This window comes from Actinomadura sp. K4S16, from assembly GCF_008327685.1.
GTDB lineage: Bacteria > Actinomycetota > Actinomycetes > Streptosporangiales > Streptosporangiaceae > Spirillospora.
Window position 1 is genome coordinate 772,628 of record NZ_BDDE01000012.1, and the last position, 22,768, is coordinate 795,395.

Here is a 22,768-nt window from a genome sequence, read left to right on the forward strand (position 1 = left end):
CTGGAACCCTGCCGCCAACGGCAAGGTCAACCCCGGCGGAGTTATTGGGCCCCGTCCAGGAGGAGCCGGGCGCCGGTCCGGGCGCGGGCGGCGGCGGTGGGGTCGCCGTGGACGCCGGCGACCACGATCGCGCCCTCGGCGAGCAGGTAGACGGCCTCGGCAGCCGGCGCGGCGACGGGGGAGACCAGGGCGACGACCTGTTCGTGGAACGCCCGCTTGTGGGCCCGCGCCGCGTCCGCGATCGCCGGGGACGACGAGCCGAGTTCCCCGTGGGCGTTGACCCACGCGCAGCCGCGGAAGCCGGGCTCGGCGAACCACTCCCCGAGCCAGTCGAACAGGGCGAGGACCCGCTCCCGGGGGTCGGGCACCGCGTCCAGGTGCGCGGCCAGGCTGCCTCGCCAGCGGCGGTCGCGGCGGTCCAGCATCGCCACGACCAGGGCCTCCTTCGTCGGGAAGAGCCGGTAGATGCGCTTGAGGGGCAGGCCGGCCGCGGTCCGCAGCTCGTCCATGCCCACCGCCTGGACGCCCTGCCGGTAGAAGAGTCGCTCCGCGACGTCCAGCAGCGCCTCGCGGTCGCGCTCCTGCTGCTCCTCGGTGATCGCGGCCGGCATCGGCGCTCCTGGCTTGACGTTGAGAACGGTCGTTCCCTACCTTAGCGGCAATGATGGAGAACGACCGTTCTCAACATGAGGAGGCCTCAATGCCGGAAGACCGTCCGCCTTACCCGCCGTTCACCCTGGAGACCGCGAGGCAGAAGGTCCAGGCGGCCGAGGACGCCTGGAACACCCGCGACCCGCGGCGGGTGGCGCTCGCCTACACGCCCGACTCGGTGTGGCGGAACAGGGATCAGTTCGTCACCGGACGGGAGGAGATCATCGCCTTCCTGACGGCGAAGTGGGAGCGCGAGCTCGACTACGCGCTGCGCAAGAGCCTGTGGGGGTTCCGCGAGAACCGCATGGCCGTCCGGTTCCAGTACGAGTGGCACGACGCCGCCGGCCAGTGGTGGCGCAGCTACGGCAACGAGCTGTGGGAGTTCGACGAGCACGGCCTGATGCGCCGCCGCGAGGCGAGCATCAACGACATCGCGATCCCCGAAACCGCCCGCCGAATCCACGGCCCCCGCCCCCTTGCCGAGCATGGCCTGGACATTCCGCTCCAGTAGCGTTGACGCGGCTGACCGCTGGTCGGGTGCCGGGCCTCTGAAGGCCCGGCACCGGCTTGTCAAAGGAGGCGCCCTCGGAAATCTCCGAAGTCCGCGAGTGCGGTTGGCCGGGCCTCACCCCAAAGGCCCGGCACATGCGAGTGCTACTGCTTTTCTGCCGCGTAGAGCTTGCCTGCGGCGTCGGCCTTGCCCGCGGCGTCGACCTGCGTCACCTTGCAGCTTTTCGCCTCGTACCGCTTGTCGGTGGTGTTACGTGAGCCACCGGAAAAAGCGCCACAGGCGACCATGATCGTTAGGATCAGGGCCGTGCTGGCAAAGAAGGCCATGAAACCTTCGCGGAACCTGTCGCGAAGGGTCGCCTTACCGGCCGGCCTCATATGGCCGATGATGATGCCGACTATCATCCCGGTGAGAACGGCGATGGTAATGTATGAAATTGCTCCTTGGGTATTCACCTTCGTTGAGTTCCTCTTCTCCAGCCGAGAGGTGTTCGATACCGATTCTCGGCTAATTGAAAATAAGGACGGGTTTGATGTGGGCACCCCCAGAGGCGACCGGCTCATCGCGAGGGGTGCGGGTGAGCCGGCCATTGCTCGAACCGTGGCGCCAAGCGAGTCGGCGAGTTCAGCGCAACTTACCGCAGAAAGATCGAGCTCGCCAAACCTCCAGCCACCGCACATTCCGCCCTGACAAAACGGTTGCCAATGGAACAATTTACGTCAAATCGGACCTGGTGGTATGCCGCAAAATTGGACAATGCCGGTCAATATTAAATTTCGCTGTGATCCAATTCATGTCGACCGGTCGGGACTCGGTGCCCGATGTGCGGGATTTGAAGATATTCACCCCTCTCGCCCTAATCTCCAAAAAGAACGATGAGGCGCACGAGTCGGAGAGAATCTCACTCCGCCGTGTTGCTCTCCACTCGATCGAGCAGGCTCGGGACGCTCAGGGCCGGGAGGAGCACTGCCGCCCCGGCGAACGCGCCGCGGGCCGGGAGAATTGCCTCGGGCGACGAGTGGTCGTGGTCTCAGATGCCGCGGGCCTTCGGTCTTGCGCATCTGTGTCCCGGGCGAGGCGGAGGCCTCCCGCTCCCGTGACTTACGAACGGCCTCTCCTGCCCGCTTGCCGGCCTCGTCCCTCCGTCAGCATTCGATGACGTTGACGGCCAGGCCGCCGCGGGAGGTCTCCTTGTACTTGTCGAGCATGTCGCGGCCGGTGTCGCGCATGGTCTTGATGGCCTTGTCGAGGGAGACGAAGTGGCGGCCGTCGCCGCGCAGGGAGATGCGGGCGGCGCTGATGGCCTTGATGGCGCCGACCGCGTTGCGCTCGATGCAGGGCACCTGGACCAGGCCGCCGACGGGGTCGCAGGTCAGGCCCAGGTTGTGCTCGATGCCGATCTCGGCGGCGTTCTCCACCTGCTCGGGGGTGCCGCCGAGGACCTCGGTGAGCCCGGCGGCGGCCATCGAGCAGGCCGAGCCGACCTCGCCCTGGCAGCCGACCTCGGCGCCGGAGATGGAGGCGTTCTGCTTGAACAGCACGCCCATCGCCCCCGCGGTCAGCAGGAACCGCACGACGCCCTCGTCGTCGCACCCCGGGACGAACCGGTCGTAGTAATGCAGGACGGCCGGGATGATGCCCGCGGCGCCGTTGGTGGGGGCGGTGACGATGCGGCCGCCCGCCGCGTTCTCCTCGTTGACGGCGAGGGCGAACAGGGTGACCCAGTCCATCGCGTGGAGCGGGTCGGACGCCTTCTCGGCGGAGAGCTGGCGGTGCAGCTGGGGAGCGCGGCGGCGCACCTTGAGCCCGCCCGGCAGCAGGCCCTCGCGGATGCAGCCCCGGGCGACGCAGGCGCGCATCACCTGCCAGAGTTCGAGCAGGCCGTCGTGGATCTCGGCGGTGGTGCGGCCGAACGCCCGCTCGTTCTCCAGCATGAGCGCGGAGATCGACAGGCCCGTCTCCCGGCAGCGGTCGAGCAGCTCGGCGGCGGTGTCGAAGGGGAGCGGCAGGACGGTGTCGTCGGGCTTGATGCGGTCGGCGCCGGTGGCGTTCTCGTCCACGATGAAGCCGCCGCCCACCGAGTAGTACACCTTGGCGCGCAGCTCCTGGCCCGAGGCGTCCAGGGCCGTGAACCGCATCCCGTTGGGGTGGCCGGGCAGCGACTCCTTGCGTTCGAAGACCAGGTGCTCGTTCACCACGAACGGGACGTCGTGGTCGCCGAACAGGCGCAGGGCCCCGCGCTCGCGGATCGCCGCGAGGCGCTCGTCCACCCGGTCCACGTCGACGAGTTCGGGCTTGTCGCCTTCGAGACCCAGGATGACGGCCTTGTCGGAGCCGTGGCCCTTGCCGGTGAGGCCGAGCGAGCCGTAGAGGGTGACGGCGACGGACGCGGTCTTCTCCAGCAGCCCGTCGCGGTCCAGGCCGCGGGCGAACCGGTGCGCGGCCGCCATCGGACCGCCCGTGTGGGACGACGACGGGCCGATACCGATCTTGAACAGGTCGAAAACGCTGATGGCCATTCCACAACCGCCTAGCTACCTCGTTGTAGCCGCGCCCCCTCCTCCGGAGAGGAGAGGGCGCCGGAACGTCACAGGTTCGGGTACAGGGGGTGCTTGGCGGCGAGCGCCTTCACCCGCTCCGCGAGCCGGTCCCGGTCGAAGGACGGCTGCAGCGCCAGCGCGATCACGTCCGCGACCTCGGCGAAGTCCTCGGCGGTGAAGCCGCGGGTCGCGAGCGCGGGCGTGCCGATCCGCAGGCCGGAGGTGACCATCGGCGGGCGCGGGTCGTTCGGCACCGCGTTGCGGTTGACCGTGATGCCGATGTCGTGCAGGCGGTCCTCGGCGTCCCGGCCGGTGAGCTCGGAGTCCACCAGGTCGACCAGCACGAGGTGGACGTCCGTCCCGCCGGTGAGCACCTTGACGCCGGCCTTCGCGGAGTCCGCGGCGAGCAGGCGCTCGGCGAGCAGCTTCGCGCCCTCCACGGTGACCGCCTGCCGGGCCCGGAACTCCTCCGACGCGGCGATCTTGAGGGCGACGGCCTTGGCCGCGATCACGTGCTCCAGCGGGCCGCCCTGCATGCCGGGGAACACCGCAGAGTTGATCTTCTTGCCGTACTCCTCGCGGGCGAGGATCAGCCCGCCGCGCGGACCGCCGAGCGTCTTGTGCGTCGTGGTCGTCACGATGTCGGCGTACGGGACGGGCGAGGGGTGCAGCCCCGCCGCGACCAGGCCGGCGAAGTGCGCCATGTCGACCATGAGCAGCGCCCCGACCGAGTCGGCGACCTCCCGGAACTTCGCGAAGTCGAGCTGCCGCGGATACGCCGACCAGCCCGCCACGATCATCTTGGGGCGGTGCTCGGCCGCGAGGGCGGCGACCTCCTCCATGTCGACCAGGCCGTCCTCGGCGCGGACGTGGTAGGGCACCACGTTCAGCACCTTGCCGGAGTAGTTCAGCCGCATCCCGTGCGTGAGGTGCCCGCCGTGCGCGAGGTCGAGCCCGAGGATCGTGTCGCCGGGCTGGAGCAGCGCGAAGTAGACCGCCGTGTTGGCCTGCGCCCCGCTGTGCGGCTGGACGTTCGCGTGCTCGGCGCCGAACAGCGCCTTGGCCCGGTCGATGGCGAGCTGCTCGGTGATGTCGACGAACTCGCAGCCGCCGTAGTAGCGGCGCCCCGGGTACCCCTCGGCGTACTTGTTCGTCAGGACCGACCCCTGCGCCTCCAGCACCGAGACGGGCGCGAAGTTCTCCGACGCGATCATCTCGAGGGTGCCCTGCTGGCGCCGCAGTTCCGCCGTGACGGCCTCGGCGACCTCCGGATCGGCCGTCGCCAGGGAGTCGTACAGACTCATGCTGTGCTCCCCGCGGGCTTCCGGGGCGCCACTTGGCGGCGCCTTCCCTCGTCGCTCGTTCCTCGCTCCTCAGTCCAGGCGCCGCCGCGCCCCTCCAGCCCGCTCATGCTTCCTCGATCAGCTTGTCGTAGGCGGCGGAGTCGAGCAGGTCGCCCGGCTCCTCCGAGATCCGGACCTTGAAGATCCAGCCCTCGCCGTACGGGTCGTCGTTGATGACCTTCGGCTCGTCCACCACCGCGCTGTTGATCGCGGTGATCTCGCCGCTGACGGGGGAGTAGATGTCGCTGACCGACTTGGTCGACTCGACCTCGCCGCACGGCTCGCCCGCCTCGACGGTGTCGCCCTCCGAGGGCTGCAGCTCGATGTAGACGATCTCGCCGAGGGCGTCGGCGGCGTGCGCGGTGATGCCGACCGTGACGATGCCGTCCTCGCCACCGAGGCCCGACACCCACTCGTGCTCCTCGCTGTAGCGGAGCTCCTCCGGAACGCTCACGATCACTTCTCTCTTTCCACTGTGGGGGCGGGGCCCCACACCGCCGGACAACTTGTTCAGGAACGCTTGCAGATCAGGGCCGCTTGTAGAACGGCAGGGCCACCACGTCCACCGGCTCGTGCCGGCCTCGGACGTCCACGGCGAGGCCCGTCTCCTCGACGCCGCTGTCGAGGTACGCCATGGCGATCGGCGTGCCCAGTGTGGGCGACGGGGCGCCGCTCGTCACGACCCCGCACGGCGTGCCGCCGGACGTGACGACCTGGTACCCCTTGCGGGGCGCGCGACGCCCCCGCGCGACCAGTCCCACGAGCCTACGGCCCGGAGGGGTCTGCGCCTGCGCCGCCAGGGCGCTCTTCCCCACGAAATCAACGGGCTTGTCCAGCTTCACCACCCGGCCGAGGCCCGCCTCGAACGGCGTCGTCTCGGCGGTCAGCTCGTTCCCGTACAGCGGCATCCCCGCCTCCAGGCGCAGGGTGTCGCGGGCCGACAGCCCCGCCGGGACCACCCCGTCCACCGCCGCGAGCGCCTTCCACAGCGGGACGGCGTCGGACGCGTCGACGAACAGCTCGAACCCGTCCTCGCCCGTGTACCCGGTGCGTGCGACGAGCGCGTCCACGCCGGCGACCCGCCCCGCGAGGATCGCGTAGTACTTCAGGCCGTCCAGCGGCGCGTCGGTGAACCCTTCGAGGATCCCCTGGGAGCGCGGCCCCTGCAGGGCGATCAGCGCGTAGGAGTCGGAGCGGTCGTCCACCGCGGCCTCGAAGCCCGCGGCGCGCTCGACGAGGGCGTCCCGCACGACGGCGGCGTTCGCCGCGTTCGCGACCACCATCCACGTCTCGTCCGCCAGCCGGTAGACGATCAGGTCGTCCAGGACGCCGCCGTCCTGCCCGCAGATCATCGTGTAGCGGGCCTTGCCCACCGGCATCGGCGACAGGTTCCCGACCAGCGCGTAGTCGAGCGCGTCGCCCGCGCCCGGACCGGAGAGGAAGATCTCCCCCATGTGCGACAGGTCGAACAGCCCGGCACCGGTCCGGACGGCCTGGTGCTCGGCGGTCTCGCTCGCATAGCGGAGCGGCATCAGATAGCCGGCGAAGTCGACGAGATTCGCGCCGAGGTCCTCGTGGACGTCGTGCAGCGGCGTCTTCTTCGTGGTCTTGTCGGCGGACATGGGTTCGGCTCCTTCGTCACGGGCGCGCGTGGTCCATCGTCCCACTCGCGCACCGGGCGTATCGGTGCCTCCCCCTCTGTCATCGGCGCCTGAGAGCTTCACCCGCCGCGCGGCGGGCTTTCACCTTCGGCGGGGGACCGGGGTCCCCGCTTTCCAGAGGTCGCCTGGCCCGTGCGGTCCGTGGGCCTGAGAGGTTCCGGGGAGGATTTGCTCCTTCGGCGTCCCAAGCCGGATGCAAGGGACTCTCCCGCACGGGATCATCAGCTGTCGAAAGAGATTAGCAGTGTTCCTGGCGTTTCCCCAGGGCCCGCGCCTGGGGAAACGCGTGTCCCGAGTGCGCTGCCGGGGGTGCACTCGGGACGTCCTGGGGCCTGCGTGCCGGTGTCAGTTGGGGGATGTGCTGGGTGGGGGCGACATCGACTTCACGCAGGTTTGGAGGGCGGCCTTGATCTTCTGGAGTTCGTCCGGGGCGGGGGATCTCGTGGGGTTGGGGGTGGGCATCTCCACGCCTTGCTTGTGCATGCAGTCGTTGAAGGCCTTGACCGCCTTCGACTGAGCCGGGGGGAGGGGCGTGGCCACCTTGCCCGTTCCCTGCTCGGGGGTGGACGGAGCCGGGGACGCGGCGGTCGGGGCGGGGGAGTTCGACGTGCCCGCCGCCTGGCCGCCCTCGTCGGAGCCCCCGCAGCCGGCCAGGGGCAGGGCCAGGGCCAGGGCGAGTACCGCTACATGACCGCGCTTCAATGTGGGAACCTCCGTCGACCGGGGTGGGAGCGCCCATGATGCGGGGTCGGCGGTACCTGCGGATACGCATCCTCATGCCAATGCCGCGCGGGCGGGTTAGCACCTCGGCGCAAAGGAGCGGGGTCGTGCGGGTTCTTCGTTCGCTTCAACCGGATCGGGGGCCGTAACGTACTCTGAATTGGTCGCTGGAGATCAACCCCGGGCACGGGGTAACACGGACCCGGAGGGGCACGCCGCATGGTCTACTACCTGGCTGGAGCCTTGATCCTCTTCTTCGGGCTGCTGGTCTCCATCGCGCTGCACGAGCTCGGGCACTTCTCGTTCGCCAAGCTGTTCAAGGTGCGGACCACCCAGTTCATGGTCGGGTTCGGGCCCACGATGTGGTCGAAGCGCAAGGGCGAGACCGAGTACGGCGTCAAGTGGTTCCCGCTCGGCGGCTACATCCGCATGATCGGCATGCTGCCGCCGCGCAAGGGCGACGCCCCGGGGCAGGTGCGGCGGATCAGCACCGGGCCGTGGCAGGGGCTGATCGAGTCCGCGCGCGGCGCCGCGCTGGAGGAGGTCGGGCCGGGCGACGAGAACCGCGTGTTCTACGCCAAGAAGTGGTGGCAGAAGCTGCTCATCATGTTCGGCGGGCCCGCGATGAACCTGCTGCTGTCGGTGCTGTTCTTCGCGATCCTGCTGATGGGCATCGGCACCAACCAGCCGCAGCCGGTGATCAAGGAGGTCGCCGAGTGCATGGTGCCGGCCAGCGCCAACGTCACCGCGTGCCCGGCGAGCGCGGCGCCGACGCCCGCGCGGCAGGTCGGGCTCCGGCCCGGTGACCGGATCGTGTCGTTCGACGGCAGGAAGGTCGACGACTACGGGGAGCTCCAGCGGCTGATCCGCGACGACGGCGGCAAGACCGTCCCGATGACCGTCCGGCGCGGCGGCCAGGACGTGCGGCTGAACGTCCCGATCACCCGCAACCAGATGTACGACCTCGAGGACGAGAACAAGGTCGTCAACGTCGGCTTCCTCGGCATCACGCCGACCAGCGCGATCGAGCGGCAGGGGCCCGGGGCGGTCGCAAGCACGATGGGCGACCTGACCGCGCGGACCGCGGGCGCGCTGGTGCGGATGCCGCAGAAGATGGTCGGCGTGTGGAACGCCGCCTTCGGCGGTGAGAAGCGCGACCCGAACGGCCCGATCGGCGTCGTCGGCGTCAGCCGGATCGGCGGCGAGGTCGCCGCGTCCGACGACCTCACCGGCACCCAGAAGGTCTCCTTCTTCGTGATGCTGCTCGGCTCGCTGAACCTCGCGGTCGGGCTGTTCAACCTCATCCCGCTGCTGCCGCTGGACGGCGGGCACATCGCCGGCGCCCTGCTGGAGGCGGTCAAGAAGGCGTTCGCCAGGATCTTCCGCCGCCCCGACCCGGGCTACGTGGACGTCGCCAAGGCGCTGCCGGTGACGTACGTGATGGCGGCCGTCCTGATCATCATGGGCGGCCTGCTCATCTACGCCGACCTGTTCAACCCGATCCGCGTCACGGGGTGACGTCCGGCATCGTGCCGGTCTTGAGGAAGCCGTCCAGCGCGGCCCGGTAGGGGGCGATGTCGATGCCCCGCTCCGCGAGCCACGCGTCCGACCCGTAGGTGCCCGCGTAGCGCTCGCCGCCGTCGCAGAGGAGCGTGACGACGCTGCCGCGCTCCCCGCGCGCCCGCATCTGCGCGATCAGCTCCGCCGCGCCCCACATGTTCGTGCCGGTGGAGCCGCCGACGCTGCGGCCGCCGACCTCGCTGGTCCAGCGCATCGCCGCGACGGACGCCGCGTCCGGCACCCGGATCATCCGGTCGATCACGGTGGGCAGGAACGACGGCTCGACGCGCGGGCGGCCGATGCCCTCGATCCGCGAGCCCGCCGCCGTCCGCTCGGGGTCCCCGTCGCAGAAGGAGCCGTAGAACGCCGACCCCTCCGGGTCGACGACCGCGAGCCGCGTCTGGAACATCCGGTACCGGACGTACCGGCCGATCGTCGCGGACGTCCCGCCGGTGCCCGCGCCGACCACGATCCAGGACGGCTCGGGAAAGCGCTCCAGCCGCATCTGCTCGAAGATCGACTCGGCGATGTTGTTGTTGCCGCGCCAGTCCGTCGCCCGCTCGGCGAAGGTGAACTGGTCCATGAAGTGGCCGCCGCACTCGGCCGCGAGCCGCCGCGACTCCTCGTAGATCGCCGACGGGTCCTCCACAAGGTGGCAGCGGCCGCCGTGGAACTCGATGAGCTGGATCTTCTCCGGGCTGGTGGTGGCCGGCATGACCGCGACGAAGGGCAGGCCGAGCAGCCGCGCGAAGTACGCCTCCGACACGGCGGTGGACCCGCTGGACGCCTCGATGATCGTCGTGTCCTGGCGGATCCAGCCGTTCGCCAGCCCGTACAGGAACAGCGAACGCGCGAGCCGGTGCTTCAGTGAACCCGTGGGGTGGACGGACTCGTCCTTCAGGTAGAGGTCGATGCCCCACTCCGGGGGCAGCGGGAAGACGTGCAGGTGCGTGTCGGCGCTTCGGTTGGCGTCGGCCTCCACCAGCCGGACCGCCTCGGCGATCCACGCCCGGTACCCGGGATCGCAGCGGTCCACGATACGGCTCACGGCGGTGCTCCTCTTGATCGTCGGCAGGGTCCCACGATATCCGCGCATGTCAGGGTGCATCATTGAGATGGCGGGGGGCAGATGATCGAGATGTTCGACGAACGCATCGTGGCGACCGGGCGGCTTCCGCTGTTCGGTTTCTTCGTCGCGTTCATGGTCACTTTCGTGCTGACGCGGGTGAACGTCCGGCTGATCCGCGCCAACGTGCGCTGGTGGTTCCGGAACGTGGCCGTCGGCGACGTGCACATCCACCACGTCGTGTTCGGCGTCGTGCTGATGCTGGTGGGCGGGGTGGCGAGCCTCGCCGTCCCGGACGCCTACGTCGGCCTCGACCTCGCGGCGGCGGTGGTGTTCGGGATGGGCTCCGCCCTCGTCCTGGACGAGTTCGCGCTGATCCTGCACCTCAGCGACGTCTACTGGACGGAGAAGGGCCGGGCGTCCGTCGACGCCGTGTTCGTCGCCATGGCGGTGACCGGGCTGCTCCTGCTCGGCATCCGCCCCCTCGGCTACGAGGGCATCGCGCCCGACCCGGGCACCGGGCTGATCACCCGCGTCTACGTCGCCTCCCTGGCCGTCAACCTCGTGCTCGCCGTGATCACGCTGCTCAAGGGCAAGATCTGGACGGGCCTGCTCGGGCTGTTCGTGCCCGCGCTGCTGATCTTCGGCGCGATCCGGGTGGCGCGGCCCGGCTCGCCCTGGTCGCGCTGGCGCTACGACCCCGACTCGCGCCGCTACCAGCGGGCCGTCCGGCGCGAGAAGCGGCTCAGGCGGCCGCTGATCCAGGCCAAGATCTGGGTGCAGGAGTTCATCGCGGGCCGGCACGACCTCATCCCGCCCGAGCTGCTGCAGCGCCGCGCCGACGTCGCCGAGCGGGCCCGCCGCCGCAGGATGGCCCGCGCCGCCGCGCGCGCCGAGCGCCGGGCCGAGCGCCGCGCCGAACGCGGCCGGGCGCGCCGGTCCGAGCGCAGGTCGGCGCGCCGCGCGGCCGTCCGGGCCGAGCAGGAGGCCGCCGCCCGCGCCGAGCGGGGCGCCGTGGCCCGCGCGCGCCGGGAGGCCGCCGCCCGCGCTCGCCGCCGCGCTCTGCCGCGTGTGCGGGGACGGACCGGGTCGCGGATCCGTGACCGCGCCGCGTCCACCCGGCGGGCCCGCGGCCGCGCCCGCGAAGAGGAACAGCCGCCCAGGGGCACGCCCTTCAGGGGAGCCCCGTCAAGGGGAGCCCCGTCGCGGGGAGCGGCGGCTGGGGAGGCGCCGCCCGCGGAGACGACCGAGCTGCGCCCCTGACGGGGTCGCTCAGTCCATGACGGGGGCGACGGCCCGGACGGTGTCGATCGTGTCGGCCTCGGCGGCCGACTTGTCGGGCCGGTACCGCAGGACGCGGGCGAACCGCAGCGCGATGCCGCCGGGGTAGCGGGGGCTGTGCTGCACGCCGTCGAACGCGATCTCGACGACCAGTTCGGGCCGGACGTGCACGGTCCACGAGTCCTCGCGCACGGCCAGCTCGCGGAGCCGCTTCGTCTGCCAGGCGAGCAGCTCGTCGGTGAGCCCCTTGAACGTCTTGCCGAGCATGACGAAGCCGCCGGTCTCGGGGTCGCGGGCGCCGAGGTGCAGGTTGGACAGCAGGCCCTGGCGGCGGCCGTGCCCCCACTCGACGGCGAGGACGACGAGGTCGAGGGTGTGCCGGGGCTTCACCTTGATCCAGCCGGCGCCGCGCCGCCCGGCCGTGTACGGGGTGTCGAGGGCCTTGACCACGACGCCCTCGTGGCCGCGCGCGACGGCCTCGTCGAAGACCTCCTTGGCCCGCGCGGGGTCGCCGGTGACCACCCGGGGCATCCGCAGCTCCTCGGGGACGACCCGGGCGAGCGCCTCGTACCGCTCGGCCCCGGGCGCGTCGAGCAGGTTCTCGCCGCGCGCGTCGCCCTCGGCCTCCACGAGGTGCAGCACGTCGAACAGGAAGACGGCCAGCGGCACGGGCTCGGTGCCCTTCGCCGTGCGGGTCGCGGTGCGGGCGGAGGTGACCTGGAAGGGGTGGGGACGGCCGTCCGGGCGCAGGGCGATCAGCTCGCCGTCGAACACCGCCGCCCGGACGGGCAGCCCGCGCACCGCCTCCACGACCTCGGGGAGCCGTGAGGTGATCTCGTCCAGCGTCCGGGTGAACACCCGGACCTCGCCGCCGGACACGTGCACCTGCGCGCGGATGCCGTCGAGCTTCCACTCCACGGCCGCCTCGGCCTTGAGCTTGGCGAACGCCTCGTCGACCGACGGCGCGGCGGCGGCCAGCATCGGCTTGACCGGCCGCCCGACCTCCAGCGCGAACCCGCGCAGCCCTTCCGCGCCCTCGGCCAGAGCGGTCGTCGCGACCGGGCCGAGCGAGCCGCGCAGCATGAACGCGCGCCGGACCTCGGCGGAGGGCACCCCGGCCGCCGACGCGATCGCCTCGGCCATCACCCCGTCCAGCGCGCCCTGCCGCAGCTCGCCCGCCAGCAGCCTGATGAGGAAGTCCTGCTCGGGGGCGGTGGCGCGGCCGAACAGCGCCGCGAGCAGCTCGCGCCGCCGCGCGACGGACCCGGGCCCGGACACGGCGCCGATCTCACCGAACGCCGCGTCGACCTCGGGCACCGTCAGGGACGGCCCGGCGGCGGGCGGCGGCACGTCCCGCAGCGCGGCGTAGCCCACCCCGATCTGGCGTTGCGGCAGCTCACCGGACAGGTAGGCGACCACGGTCGCGGCCTCGCCCGGATCGGCCGCGCGCAGGCACTCCGCGAGCGCGGATACCTTGGCCTTGCGGCCCGAGGTGCCCGCGACCGCCTCCGAGGTCCGCGCGATGTCCGCTATCAGCATCCCCTCATTGTGACCACCGGGCCTGACAGTCGGCACCGCCCGGGGCCCTGGTCAGGCGCCGCGGCCCTGGTTACGTTGGCGGATGCGGACCGATCGACGAGACGGAGTGAGGAGCGCGGCGTGGGCCTTCGGCGTCCGGTCGAACCGTTCCACCGGCCGTACTCGGGGCCGGAGCCGCCGCAGCCGGGGCGCCGGCCGCGCAGGCTGATCGCGCTGCTGGCGGCGGCGGTGGCGCTCGCCGCGGCGGCGGTCGCGGTGGTCCTGGTCGTGTCCGGGCAGCGGGACGAGGCGGCGGCCCCGCGGCGGACGCCGCCGGACGGCCGGTCGCAGCCGCCGCCGAGCAGCGCCGGCGGGTCGCCGGCCCCGGCGCAGCGGGTGATCAGCGCGCTCCCGGCGCCGTGCGGGACGGTCGCGGCGAGCACGGTCGAGCGGGCCGTCCCGAAGGCGACGCGGCGGCAGAGCGCGAACTCGACGCTCACCACGTGCACCTACTCCTCGACCGGCTCGGCGTTCCGCTGGCTGCGCGTCGAGGCGCACCTGTACGCGCCGGGCGACACCGCCACCCCCGTCCAGGACGCCGAGGGCTACTACGACGCGCAGTGGGCGCAGGCGCACGACGCCCCGCTCGTGCGGACCGTCACCCTGGAGCGCCAGCAGGGCATCGGAGACGAGGCGTACCGCTGGTTCAAGACCGACGAGGGGCAGCCGACCGTGGTCGGGCAGATCACGGCCCGCGTCCGCAACGCGGTCTTCACGGTCAGCTACAGCGAGCAGGCGCCGCGCGGCGGACGGCGGGACGCGCGCGAGCGGGCCTGCCTCGACACCGCCGCGGCCGTCGCCCGCGAAGTCCTCACCGCACTAAATCATTTCTGACCTGAATCGGCCGATCATGGCATCGCTTCTGTCAACACCTTCTAAGGTGAGGCGGTAAAGGGGAGGGGCGTGCCGATCGAGCTCCCGCGCCAGTCGAAGATCGGTTGCGCCGCAATGCGCGGGGAGGAGGCGTTCGACGACGTGACCATGCCATCGCTAGGAGTGTCCTGGGTGCGCAATACCCGGGTCTAGCTGCCCTTATTCGTCGACGGGCCGCGGAGTGGTCCCCGCTCCGCGGCCCTTTTTCATGCCCGCACAAGGACCAATGCCCCGCCATTTGTGAACCATTTTCTAATACTCGGTTCGACGATGAGACAAATGGCCGCCCGGCGTCCCGCTCACCGCTCCAGGAGGCCCGCCCGGATCCACACTTCGCGCGCCCGGCCGTCCAGGAAACCGACCTCGTCCAAGAACGCGGTGCATTTGCGGAACGCCCACGCCATCGTGGCGCGGCGGTGCGGGCTGCGCGCGGCCACGCGCCGCGCCAGCCGCGGGTCCAGCCCCACCGCCGTGTAGCAGGACGGGTGGATGACCTGCGTGGTCATCAGCCGCGTCGCCTGCGCCATCCCGTAGGCCGCCATCCGCCGCCGGACCGCGGGGACCTCCGCGACCAGCCGCTTCAGCTCCTCCCGCGCGTACCTGATGTGCCGGGCCTCCTCGACCACGTGGATCCGGGTGACCTGCCGGATCACCGGCTGGATCTCCTCGTCGGGGAACGTCAGCCGCTGGAACGCGTCGGTGAACTCCTCCACGATCAGCGTCCCGGCGAACATCGGCATCGGGTCGTACACGGCCCCGTACAGCTTGGCGAGGTGGAACTCCAGCGCCCGGGGCCGGTGGGTGCGCAGCCCGCAGGTGCGCACCATCCGGCCGAACATCTTCGAGTGGCGGCACTCGTCGGCGATCTCCGTCAGCGCGTACGCCACGTGGTCGCTGTCGTAGCGGTGCCGGTAGGCGTGCATCACCAGCGACTGCATCAGCAGCATCTCCGACCAGATGCCGAACGAGGCGATGCTGCACATCTCCCGCTTGGTCAGCTCCACCCGCTGCCGGTGCGTCAGCCCGTCCCAGAGCGGCGTCTCGTAGATCGAGGTGAGCTGCGGCGGGAGGTAGAACATGTCCGGGTCCTGCGGGGCGTCCCAGTCGACGTCCACGTCCGGATCGAAGGAGTGCTTGCGGGACGCGCGCAGCAGCCGCTCGGCGACCACCTCCCGGTGGGTCAGCTCCAGCGTGTGGTCGCCGTCGCCGCACCGGATCCGCGCCGTCCAGTTCCGGGGACGGCCGTCGCTCAACAGGACGTCGGGGGGCATCGATCCTTCTCCTCTCACCGCGTGGAGAGTCGGGGGGCCGCGCCCGGAGGGGACGCTAACCCCGGGCGGGAATCCTGGCCAGGAGGCGCAGGGAGGCGGGGGAGACCCTGGACAGGGCGTGCAGGAGGTGCCCCTCGGCGTTGACGGGCACGACGGGCTTGTTCTTGATGATGGCGTGGACGACCCGCTCGGCGACCTTCTCCGGCGGGTAGTTGCGCAGCTTGATGGCCCGCTGGCCGCGGCTGCGCAGCCGTGCGCGGGCCTCGGCGTCGCCCTCCAGGTGGATCGCGTTGTCGACGATGCTGGTGCTGACGAAGCCGGGGCAGACCGCCGTCACGCCGATGCGCGAGCCCGCCAGTTCGGCGCGCAGGCATTCGCTGAGCATGAGGACGGCGGCCTTGGTCGTGCAGTAGGCGGGCATCGCGCGCCACGGGGCGAACGCGGCGGCGGACGCGATGTTGACGATGTGGCCGCCGAAGTTCGGCTTGTCGGGCTTGTTGGGCAGGGCGTGCACGCGGTCGCGCATCTGGCGGCCGAACAGACGGCAGCCGTGGACGACGCCCCACAGGTTCACGCCGAGGATGCGCTCCCAGTCCTCGACGCCGGTGTCGAGGAAGGGGCCGGTGACCGCGATGCCCGCGTTGTTGACGACGATGTCGGGGACGCGGTGGGTCTCCTTCACCCGCGCGGCGAACTCCTCCATCGCGGCTTCGTCGGCCACGTCCACCTGGTAGGCGGTGCCGCCCGCGCCGAGCGTCTTGGCGAGGGAGACCGTGCGCTCGGCCGCGGGCAGGTCGATGTCCGCCGCGACGACGGTGGCGCCGTTCTCGGCCAGGGCGAGGGCGACGGCCCGGCCGATGCCGCTGCCGGCTCCGGTGACGACGGCGAGCGCTCCGTCGAAGTGCGCGAGGGGCATCCAGACCTCCGAGGTGTGCGGCGGATCGAATGATCTGAACTTACTCAGCCCGCCGCCGCGTCGGCGATGACCCCGTCCACCTCGGCCTTGCGGACGGCCTCCTCGGCGGCGAACCGCTCGGCGTCGACCTTCTCGGCGATCTCCTCGTCCTGGTGCATGAGGGCGTCGAGGTCGGCCTTGGACATGTCCAGGACGCCCATGTCGTCATAGGCGCGCCGGATGCGGTCGCTCCACAGCCCGATGTCCTTCACGCACGGCACGATGCGGCTGAACAGCAGGCTCTGGAACATCCGCATGTACGGGGAGTTCTCGACCATCTCGTCGACCTCCTTCGGGTCGATGCCGAAGTTGGTCCAGATCTCCCGGCCGCGGATGCGGTCGCGCATCAGGTAGCAGCCCTCGATGACGAAGTCCTCGCGCTCGCGCAGTTCCGCGGGCGAAAGCTGCTTGTAGTAGTCGCGCAGAGCCAGCCGCCCGAACGCGACGTGGCGCGCCTCGTCCTGCATGACGTAGGCGAGGATCTGCTTGGGCAGCGGCTTGGTGGTGATGTCGCGGATGACGCCGAACGCGGCGAGCGCCAGGCCCTCGATGAGCACCTGCATGCCGAGGTAGGGCATGTCCCAGCGCGAGTCGGTGAGGGTCTCGTCCAGCAGGTCCTGCAGCTTGGTGTTGATCGGGTAGACCATCCCGACCTTCTCGTGCAGGAACCGCGCGAACAGCTCGACGTGGCGGGCCTCGTCCATCGTCTGGGTGGCGGAGTAGAACTTGGAGTCGAGGTCCGGCACCGACTCCACGATCCGGGCGGCGGTGACCATCGCGCCCTGCTCGCCGTGCATGAACTGGGAGAACTGCCACGACGTGGAGTGCTGCCGCAGTTCGCCGCGCTCCTTCTCCGACAGCCTGTCCCAGTACTTCGTCCCGTAGATGGCGAGGGACTGGTCGGGTACGCCGAGCACGTCGTGCGGATCGACCTCCAGGTCCCAGTCGATGCGCTTGACCGAGTCCCACTGCTTGTCCTTGCCCTTCTGGTAGAGGGCGAGGAGGCGGTCGCGGCCGTCGTCGTACTCCCAGGTGAACCTGGCGTCGCCGGCCATCGGCACGGTCCAGGCGCCGGACTGGACGGGATCGGTGTAGAGGTCGTGGGTCGACATGGGCGTCCTCCCCGAGCGCGGACACGGGCCGCGCGCCGATACGTACGATGCCGCGGCTCACGGAGCCGATACGTACGGTGTACGTCTCACGTACGGTGTACGTACCGTGTCATGGGACACTTATCGCTGTCAACGGCGAGGAGGAGCGCGAGCGATGGCGAGGCGTGTGACGTCCGACACCCCGCGGCCGGGGCTGACCCGGGCGCGCATCGTGCAGGCGGCGGTCGAGATGATCGAGCGCGAGGGCGCGGACGCGCTGTCGATGCGCCGGGTCGCCGCCGAGCTGGACGTCGCCGTGATGTCGCTCTACAACCACGTCCCCAACAAGGAGGCGCTGCTGGAGGGCGTGGCCGAGCACGTGGTCGCGGGCCTGGAACTTCCCGACGACCCGTCCGAGCGGTGGCAGGAGCGCGCGCGTGCCCTCGTCCGGGCGTTCCGGAAGGTCGCCCACGACAATCCGCGCTGCATGTCGATCGTCCTGACCCACAAGGTCGACACTCCGGTCGGGCTGCGGCCGGCCGAGCGCGCCCTTGCGCTCGCCGACGCGGCCGGGTTCGACGGCGAGACGGCCGTGCGCATCATGCGGGCGCTCATCGCCTACGCGCTCGGCGCCCAGATGCGCGAGATCGGCATGGCGAAGATGCTGGGGCACCTCGCCGAGAACGGCGCCGAGTCGTGGACCCGCCTCGACCCGGAGGAGTTCCCGCACGTGCTCGCCTACGGCCCCGCGCTGGCCGACGTCGACCCCGAGACCGACTTCGAGTTCGGCCTCGACCTGCTCATCGGGGCGCTGGACGCGCTTCCCCGGCGGCGGGCGCGAGATAGGGACTGAGGCCGTTCCAGCAGAAGTCCGTCATGTACCGGGCCGCGTCCTCCGCCGACACGTCGGGGCGGCTCGTCTGCCACAGCGCCATCCGCTCACTCGCGCCCATGATGATCTGCGTGTACGCCTCGACGACCCCGTCCGGTGCGGCCGGCGCGAACGTGCGGAGCACCCCCGCGATGAGCGAGCTCTGCTGCCGCCGCGTCTCGTCGACGGCCTGGACGGCGTCCGGGGTGGCGGCCGTCGGCTCGCGCAGCAGCATCGCGAACGACCTGCTGTGCTCGTCGATGAACCGGAAGTAGGCGACCATCCCCCGCCACAGGATGTCCTCGGGGGTGGTGGCGCCCGCCATCGCCTTCTGGGTGGCCTCGAACAGCTCGGCCTTGGAGCGGCTCACGCACGCCACGAGCAGGCCGTCCTTCGAGCCGAAGTACTCGTAGAGCATCGGCTTGGAGACGCCGCAGCGCTCGGCGATCTCATCCATGGAGGCGGCCTGGTAGCCGCGCTCGCCGAACACCCGCTCCGCCACGTCCAGCATCTGCTGCTCGCGCTCGGCGCGCGACATGCGGCGCCTGCGGGTAGGGGGTGTGGCGGCACTCACAGGAGATTCCCCTCTGTTGGACCTACCGTCAGTAACCTACTCCCGGTAACTTACCGGAAGTAGGTTATCCGAGAGGAGAGGTCATGAGCGAGCGCGCCCCGGCGATCGTCATCATCGGCTCAGGGTTCGCCGGCCTCGGCATGGCGATCCGGCTCAAGCGGTCCGGCTTCCACGACTTCGTCGTGCTGGAGAAGAGCGAGGCGCTGGGCGGGACGTGGCACGACAACACCTACCCCGGCTGCGCGTGCGACGTCCCGTCGCACATGTACTCCTTCTCCTTCGAGCTGAACCCGGGCTGGACGCGGATGTTCGCGCCCCAGCCGGAGATCCGCGCCTACATGGAGCGCACCGCCGACAAGTACCGGGTGCGCGAGCACATCCGCTTCGGCGCGGAGGTCGACTCCATGGAGTACGACGACGACGCCCGCCGCTGGAAGGTGGCGCTCGCCGACGGGACGGTCCTCACCCCGAAGGCCATCGTGTCCGGCATCGGCGCGCTGCACGTCCCGTCCTACCCCGACCTGCCGGGCGTCGAGCGGTTCCAGGGGACGGCGTTCCACTCCGCCGAGTGGGACCACTCCTACGACCTCACCGGCAAGCGCGTCGCCGTCGTCGGGACGGGCGCGTCCGCGATCCAGTTCGTGCCGAAGGTCGCCGAGCAGGCGAGCGAGCTCGTCGTCTTCCAGCGGACGCCGCCGTGGATCCAGCCGAAGCCGGACGTGCCCATCCCCGCGCCCGTCCGCACGCTGTTCGGGAAGGTGCCGGGCGTCGCCCGCGCGTTCCGCGGCGGCATCTACTGGGCGCTGGAGGCCCGCGCGGTCGGCTTCACGATCGACCCGCGGCTGTCCACCCCGCAGGAGAAGATCGCCCGCCGGCACATCGCCAACCAGGTCTCCGACCCGGAGCTGCGCGCGAAGGTCACGCCGGACTACACGATCGGCTGCAAGCGGATCCTGCTGTCCAACGACTACTATCCGGCGCTCGCGCGTCCCAACGTGGAGGTGGAGACCTCCGGGATCGCCGAGGTGCGGGAGAACTCGGTCGTCACCGCGGACGGCCGCGAGTACGAGGTCGACTGCATCATCTACGGCACCGGCTTCAAGGTGACCGACGCCCTCACCGACCTGCGCGTCACCGGCCGGGACGGCGTCAAGCTCCAGGAGATCTGGGCGGACGGCATCGAGGCGCACCGCGGGACCACGATCCCCGGCATGCCGAACTTCTTCATGCTGCTCGGCCCGAACACCGGGCTCGGCCACAACTCCGTCGTCTTCATGATCGAGGTGCAGATCCAGCACGTGCTGAGCTGCCTGCGCCTGATGCAGGAGGCCGGCGCCGACGCCATCGAGCCGAAGCCGGACGCCGCGCGCCGCTTCAACGACCGCATGCAGCGGCGGCTGCGCCGCGCCGTCTGGAACGAGGGCGGCTGCAGCAGCTGGTACCTCGACGACCAGGGCGTCAACCGCACCCTCTGGCCGGGCCACACGTTCGAGTTCTGGGCCGGCTCGCGCAAGGCGAAGCCGGAGGAGTACATCCTCACCCGCTGAGGACGTGCTAGGGAGGAGGCATGGTGAAACCGCTGATGCCGAGATCGGTCGCCCGGTTCAACAAGGTCGTCACGAACCGCGTGCAGGGCGTCTACGCCCCCTACCTCCCGCCCTTCGCGATGATCGTCCACCGCGGGCGCAGGTCGGGCCGCGAGTACCGGACGCCGGTCACCGCGTTCCGCAGCGGTGACCGGCTCATCGTCGGGCTGCCGTACGGGCGGGACGCCGACTGGGTCCGCAACCTGCTCGCCGAGGGGCGCGGCGGCGTGGAGCGGCTCGGCCGCGTCCGCCGGCTCGCGAACCCGCGCGTCCTGACGGCCGCCGACGCCGCCGAACTCCCGCCCCCCGCCCGCATGGCGGCCCGCCGTATGGACCTGTTGGTGGCGGACCTGGAGGCCTGAGCCGGAGGACCCGGGTCACTTTCTGGGGGCGAAGATGGGGCTGAAGCCCGCGACGAGCTGGCGGATCACCGGGCGCTGCTCGGCGGGGGCGCGGCCGCGCAGGTCGTGGATCGGGTCGAGGCCGTCGTAGTACGGGGCCAGCGCGAGGAACGGCAGGATGGTCATCAGCCAGGTGGCGAGGACCTCCAGGTCGGCGTCCTCGCGGATGGCGCCCTGCGCCTTCCACAGCTCCAGCGTCGGGTGGATGACGAGCAGGTAGTGCTGGTTGGCGGTGTCGCGGACGACGGACCGGACGCTGTTGTCGAGCTCGAAGTTCGTGGCCGCGGTGACGCCGCGCTCCAGCGGGTGGTCGGCCATGTACTCGGTCCAGTCGCACAGGACGTCGACCAGCCACTCGTCGAAGGGCTGGTCGAACTCGATCCGCGCGATGCGGCGCTCCATCTCCTCGCGGATGCGGCGCGACGCCTCGTCGCACACGAACGCGAAGAACTCCAGCTTGTCGCTGAAGTACTGGAACAGCGAGCCCTTGGCGATGCCGGCCTCGCGCGCGATCGTGTTGAGGCTGCCGGTCGAGTACCCGTGTTCCCCGAACTCGCGCATCGCCACTTCGAGGACGCGTTCGCGCTTGGCGACGTTGAGGCGGAACCAGGTCGACGTCGGCATGGACCCCTTCGACTTTCCGTCAGGAACCGGTAACCAGAAGGTCAGGATAACGGTCCGTCGCACCCCCTGTGACCCGAACGTCACGCACGTCCCGCCGAACCCTCCAGGTGCCGCAGCGTGAACTGGGCGGACGCGAAGTCGCCGCCCTGCGGGACGCCGTCCGCGACGAACGTGTCGGGCACGCCGTAGGAGGCGGCGTCGTCCTGCGGGACGTAGCCGAGCCGCTCGTCGAGCTCCCAGAACCGGCGCGCGTTGGCCGACACCGCGTACGCGGCGAGGAACCCCGGCGACGGGACGGTCAGCGCCGCGAGGACGAACCCCGCGCAGTCGCGGTGGCTCAGCCAGGTGGCGAGGTGGCGCGGCTCCGTCGGGCGCGGTTCGAGGCTGCCGATGCGCAGGCACACCACGTCCATGCCGAACTTGTCGGCGTAGAGCCGGCCGAGCGCCTCGACCGCGGCCTTGCTGACCCCGTACAGGCCGTCGGGCCGCGGGGGCATGGCGGGCGACACGGTCTCGGTGGACGGGTAGCAGCCGGTCAGCCGGTTGCTGCTGGCGAGGACGACCCGCGGCACCCCGGCGGCGCGGGCGGCCTCCAGCACGCGGTGGGTGCCGAGGATGTTGCCCTCGACCAGATCGGGGAACGGCGCCTCGTCCGGGACGCCGGCCAGGTGGACGACCGCGTCGGCGCCCTCGACGATCCGCGCCGCGTCCGACAGGTCGGTCCGGTGCGCGACCTCGTTCGGCGCCTCGGCGCGCAGCGGCGCGAGATCGGCCAGCACGAGCCGCTCCGCCTCGTCGCGCAGCGGTGCCCGCAGCGCGGTGCCGACCCGTCCGGCGGCACCCGTCAGCACGATCGTCCCAAGAGTCATGCGTGCATTCTCCCGCCCGGGAGCGACGCGCGGGTCAGCGGGCGAGGCGGATCAGGATGCGGCAGACCTCGTCGATGATCTCCGCGGCCTCCGCCTCGCTCTCGGCGGTGGCGATCTCCCGCCCGGCCTCGCCGATCACCGTCGTGAGCACGAGGCTCAGCACCTGCTCGGGCCGTCCGGCGGGCGCGTCGCCGGACCGGCCGCGCAGCAGCTTGGTGTTCTGCGCGATCCAGTGCTGGGCGCGGCTGCGGCGCATCAGCGACGACCCGGACGGGCCCTCGCCGGCGAGGAACAGCCGGGCCGCCTCGCGCCGCTCCCAGCACACCCGGAGATAGGCGCGGGCGCCCGCAATGAACAGCGCGATCGGGTCGGACTCGCCCTCCTTGCGGGCGGCGGACACCGCCTGCGCGGCGCTCGCCTCCTGCTCGGCGGTGAGGTCCTCCCACAGCGCCACGTACAGCCCGGCCTTGCCGCCGTAGTGGTGGTAGAGGCTGCCGACGCTGATGCCGGAGCGCTCGACGATCTCGGCGATGCCCGCGTCGGCGTAGCCGCGGTCGGCGAAGACCTGGAGCGCCGCGGTCAGCAGCGCCTGCCGGGTCGCGTCGGCCCGGGCCCACTGGCGGCCCCCGCCGCCCTCGCCTCCGGCGCCCTCACCCGTGCCGTTCGCGCGCTCGTCGCCGGCGCGGCGCGCCCTGCTCGTCCGCATGCCCTCCATGGTGCCAGTTCGGGGGACGCCGGCCCG

General features: G+C 71.2%; 23 protein-coding genes and 1 riboswitch. Of the genes, 7 read left to right on the top strand and 16 right to left on the bottom strand.

Going from position 1 to position 22,768, the window contains the following annotated elements; translation table 11 throughout:
* Positions 1–41: 41 nt before the first annotated feature.
* Positions 42–611, bottom strand: coding sequence for a TetR/AcrR family transcriptional regulator (locus K4S16_RS14900; protein ID WP_149259481.1), 570 nt, complete (start codon positions 609–611; stop codon positions 42–44).
* Positions 612–700: 89 nt separating this feature from the next.
* Here K4S16_RS14900 and K4S16_RS14905 point away from each other — a divergent pair, with 89 nt between their 5' ends.
* Positions 701–1,162, top strand: a complete 462-nt coding sequence (locus K4S16_RS14905) for a nuclear transport factor 2 family protein (RefSeq protein ID WP_149259482.1) — start codon at positions 701–703, stop codon at positions 1,160–1,162.
* 143 nt (positions 1,163–1,305) lie between these two features.
* Here K4S16_RS14905 and K4S16_RS14910 read toward each other — a convergent pair whose 3' ends face one another.
* The 6 genes from K4S16_RS14910 to K4S16_RS14935 all read right to left on the bottom strand — a co-directional run bounded on the left by K4S16_RS14910 (position 1,306) and on the right by K4S16_RS14935 (position 7,408).
* Entirely contained in the window at positions 1,306–1,617 is a 312-nt protein-coding gene (locus tag K4S16_RS14910) for a hypothetical protein (protein WP_149259483.1), read from the bottom strand.
* 690 nt (positions 1,618–2,307) lie between these two features.
* On the bottom strand, positions 2,308–3,681 hold the full coding sequence (locus K4S16_RS14915; protein ID WP_149259484.1) for an L-serine ammonia-lyase: 1,374 nt from the start codon (positions 3,679–3,681) through the stop codon (positions 2,308–2,310).
* A gap of 68 nt (positions 3,682–3,749) precedes the next feature.
* Positions 3,750–5,006: a serine hydroxymethyltransferase gene (glyA, locus tag K4S16_RS14920; protein ID WP_149259485.1), complete on the bottom strand. Its 1,257-nt coding sequence runs from the start codon at positions 5,004–5,006 to the stop codon at positions 3,750–3,752.
* Between the two features lie 103 nt (positions 5,007–5,109).
* Complete coding sequence (gene gcvH, locus K4S16_RS14925) at positions 5,110–5,499, bottom strand: glycine cleavage system protein GcvH (protein ID WP_149259486.1); 390 nt, start codon at positions 5,497–5,499, stop codon at positions 5,110–5,112.
* Positions 5,500–5,572: 73 nt separating this feature from the next.
* Positions 5,573–6,667 (bottom strand): glycine cleavage system aminomethyltransferase GcvT, encoded by a 1,095-nt coding sequence (gene gcvT, locus K4S16_RS14930; protein WP_149259487.1) that lies wholly within the window; start codon positions 6,665–6,667, stop codon positions 5,573–5,575.
* Between the two features lie 164 nt (positions 6,668–6,831).
* A riboswitch (glycine riboswitch) is annotated at positions 6,832–6,927 on the bottom strand.
* Positions 6,928–7,051: 124 nt separating this feature from the next.
* Complete coding sequence (locus K4S16_RS14935) at positions 7,052–7,408, bottom strand: hypothetical protein (protein WP_149259488.1); 357 nt, start codon at positions 7,406–7,408, stop codon at positions 7,052–7,054.
* Between the two features lie 237 nt (positions 7,409–7,645).
* On the opposite strand from K4S16_RS14935, the gene K4S16_RS14940 reads away from it, so the two are divergent.
* Entirely contained in the window at positions 7,646–8,944 is a 1,299-nt protein-coding gene (locus K4S16_RS14940) for an RIP metalloprotease (protein WP_149259489.1), read from the top strand.
* Here K4S16_RS14940 and K4S16_RS14945 read toward each other — a convergent pair.
* The gene (locus K4S16_RS14945; RefSeq protein ID WP_149259490.1) at positions 8,934–10,082 is read right to left on the bottom strand and encodes a PLP-dependent cysteine synthase family protein; all 1,149 of its coding nucleotides are present in this window, start codon (positions 10,080–10,082) and stop codon (positions 8,934–8,936) included. The genes K4S16_RS14940 and K4S16_RS14945 overlap by 11 nt on opposite strands.
* 33 nt (positions 10,083–10,115) lie before the next feature.
* On the opposite strand from K4S16_RS14945, the gene K4S16_RS45740 reads away from it, so the two are divergent.
* Positions 10,116–11,315: a hypothetical protein gene (locus K4S16_RS45740; RefSeq protein ID WP_235036795.1), complete on the top strand. Its 1,200-nt coding sequence runs from the start codon at positions 10,116–10,118 to the stop codon at positions 11,313–11,315.
* Positions 11,316–11,324: 9 nt separating this feature from the next.
* On the opposite strand, the gene K4S16_RS14955 is transcribed toward K4S16_RS45740, so the two are convergent.
* Entirely contained in the window at positions 11,325–12,872 is a 1,548-nt protein-coding gene (locus K4S16_RS14955; RefSeq protein WP_149259491.1) for an ATP-dependent DNA ligase, read from the bottom strand.
* Between the two features lie 120 nt (positions 12,873–12,992).
* On the opposite strand from K4S16_RS14955, the gene K4S16_RS14960 reads away from it, so the two are divergent.
* A complete protein-coding gene (locus K4S16_RS14960) occupies positions 12,993–13,745 on the top strand; it encodes a hypothetical protein (RefSeq protein ID WP_149259492.1) in 753 nt (250 codons plus the stop codon).
* Positions 13,746–14,083: 338 nt separating this feature from the next.
* Here K4S16_RS14960 and K4S16_RS14965 read toward each other — a convergent pair whose 3' ends face one another.
* The 3 genes from K4S16_RS14965 to K4S16_RS14975 are packed head-to-tail and all read right to left on the bottom strand — an operon-like array spanning position 14,084 to position 17,122.
* Entirely contained in the window at positions 14,084–15,055 is a 972-nt protein-coding gene (locus tag K4S16_RS14965) for a diiron oxygenase (RefSeq protein ID WP_149259493.1), read from the bottom strand.
* A 55-nt stretch (positions 15,056–15,110) separates the two neighbouring features.
* A complete protein-coding gene (locus tag K4S16_RS14970) occupies positions 15,111–15,971 on the bottom strand; it encodes an SDR family NAD(P)-dependent oxidoreductase (protein WP_149259494.1) in 861 nt (286 codons plus the stop codon).
* Between the two features lie 44 nt (positions 15,972–16,015).
* Positions 16,016–17,122 (bottom strand): ferritin-like domain-containing protein, encoded by a 1,107-nt coding sequence (locus K4S16_RS14975; RefSeq protein ID WP_149259495.1) that lies wholly within the window; start codon positions 17,120–17,122, stop codon positions 16,016–16,018.
* A 154-nt stretch (positions 17,123–17,276) separates the two neighbouring features.
* Here K4S16_RS14975 and K4S16_RS14980 point away from each other — a divergent pair, with 154 nt between their 5' ends.
* On the top strand, positions 17,277–17,954 hold the full coding sequence (locus K4S16_RS14980) for a TetR/AcrR family transcriptional regulator (protein WP_149259496.1): 678 nt from the start codon (positions 17,277–17,279) through the stop codon (positions 17,952–17,954).
* Here K4S16_RS14980 and K4S16_RS14985 read toward each other — a convergent pair.
* Positions 17,902–18,510 (bottom strand): TetR/AcrR family transcriptional regulator, encoded by a 609-nt coding sequence (locus K4S16_RS14985; protein WP_149259497.1) that lies wholly within the window; start codon positions 18,508–18,510, stop codon positions 17,902–17,904. The genes K4S16_RS14980 and K4S16_RS14985 overlap by 53 nt on opposite strands.
* A 119-nt stretch (positions 18,511–18,629) precedes the next feature.
* On the opposite strand from K4S16_RS14985, the gene K4S16_RS14990 reads away from it, so the two are divergent.
* Both K4S16_RS14990 and K4S16_RS14995 read left to right on the top strand, forming a co-directional pair.
* A complete protein-coding gene (locus tag K4S16_RS14990; protein ID WP_149259498.1) occupies positions 18,630–20,093 on the top strand; it encodes an NAD(P)/FAD-dependent oxidoreductase in 1,464 nt (487 codons plus the stop codon).
* 20 nt (positions 20,094–20,113) lie between these two features.
* Positions 20,114–20,494 (top strand): nitroreductase family deazaflavin-dependent oxidoreductase, encoded by a 381-nt coding sequence (locus K4S16_RS14995; protein WP_200841860.1) that lies wholly within the window; start codon positions 20,114–20,116, stop codon positions 20,492–20,494.
* Between the two features lie 15 nt (positions 20,495–20,509).
* Here K4S16_RS14995 and K4S16_RS15000 read toward each other — a convergent pair whose 3' ends face one another.
* The 3 genes from K4S16_RS15000 to K4S16_RS15010 all read right to left on the bottom strand — a co-directional run bounded on the left by K4S16_RS15000 (position 20,510) and on the right by K4S16_RS15010 (position 22,732).
* Entirely contained in the window at positions 20,510–21,157 is a 648-nt protein-coding gene (locus K4S16_RS15000; RefSeq protein ID WP_149259499.1) for a TetR/AcrR family transcriptional regulator, read from the bottom strand.
* An 80-nt stretch (positions 21,158–21,237) separates the two neighbouring features.
* A complete protein-coding gene (locus tag K4S16_RS15005; RefSeq protein ID WP_200841861.1) occupies positions 21,238–22,026 on the bottom strand; it encodes an NAD(P)-dependent oxidoreductase in 789 nt (262 codons plus the stop codon).
* A 34-nt stretch (positions 22,027–22,060) separates the two neighbouring features.
* Positions 22,061–22,732, bottom strand: coding sequence for a TetR/AcrR family transcriptional regulator (locus tag K4S16_RS15010; protein WP_149259500.1), 672 nt, complete (start codon positions 22,730–22,732; stop codon positions 22,061–22,063).
* Positions 22,733–22,768 lie beyond the last annotated feature (36 nt).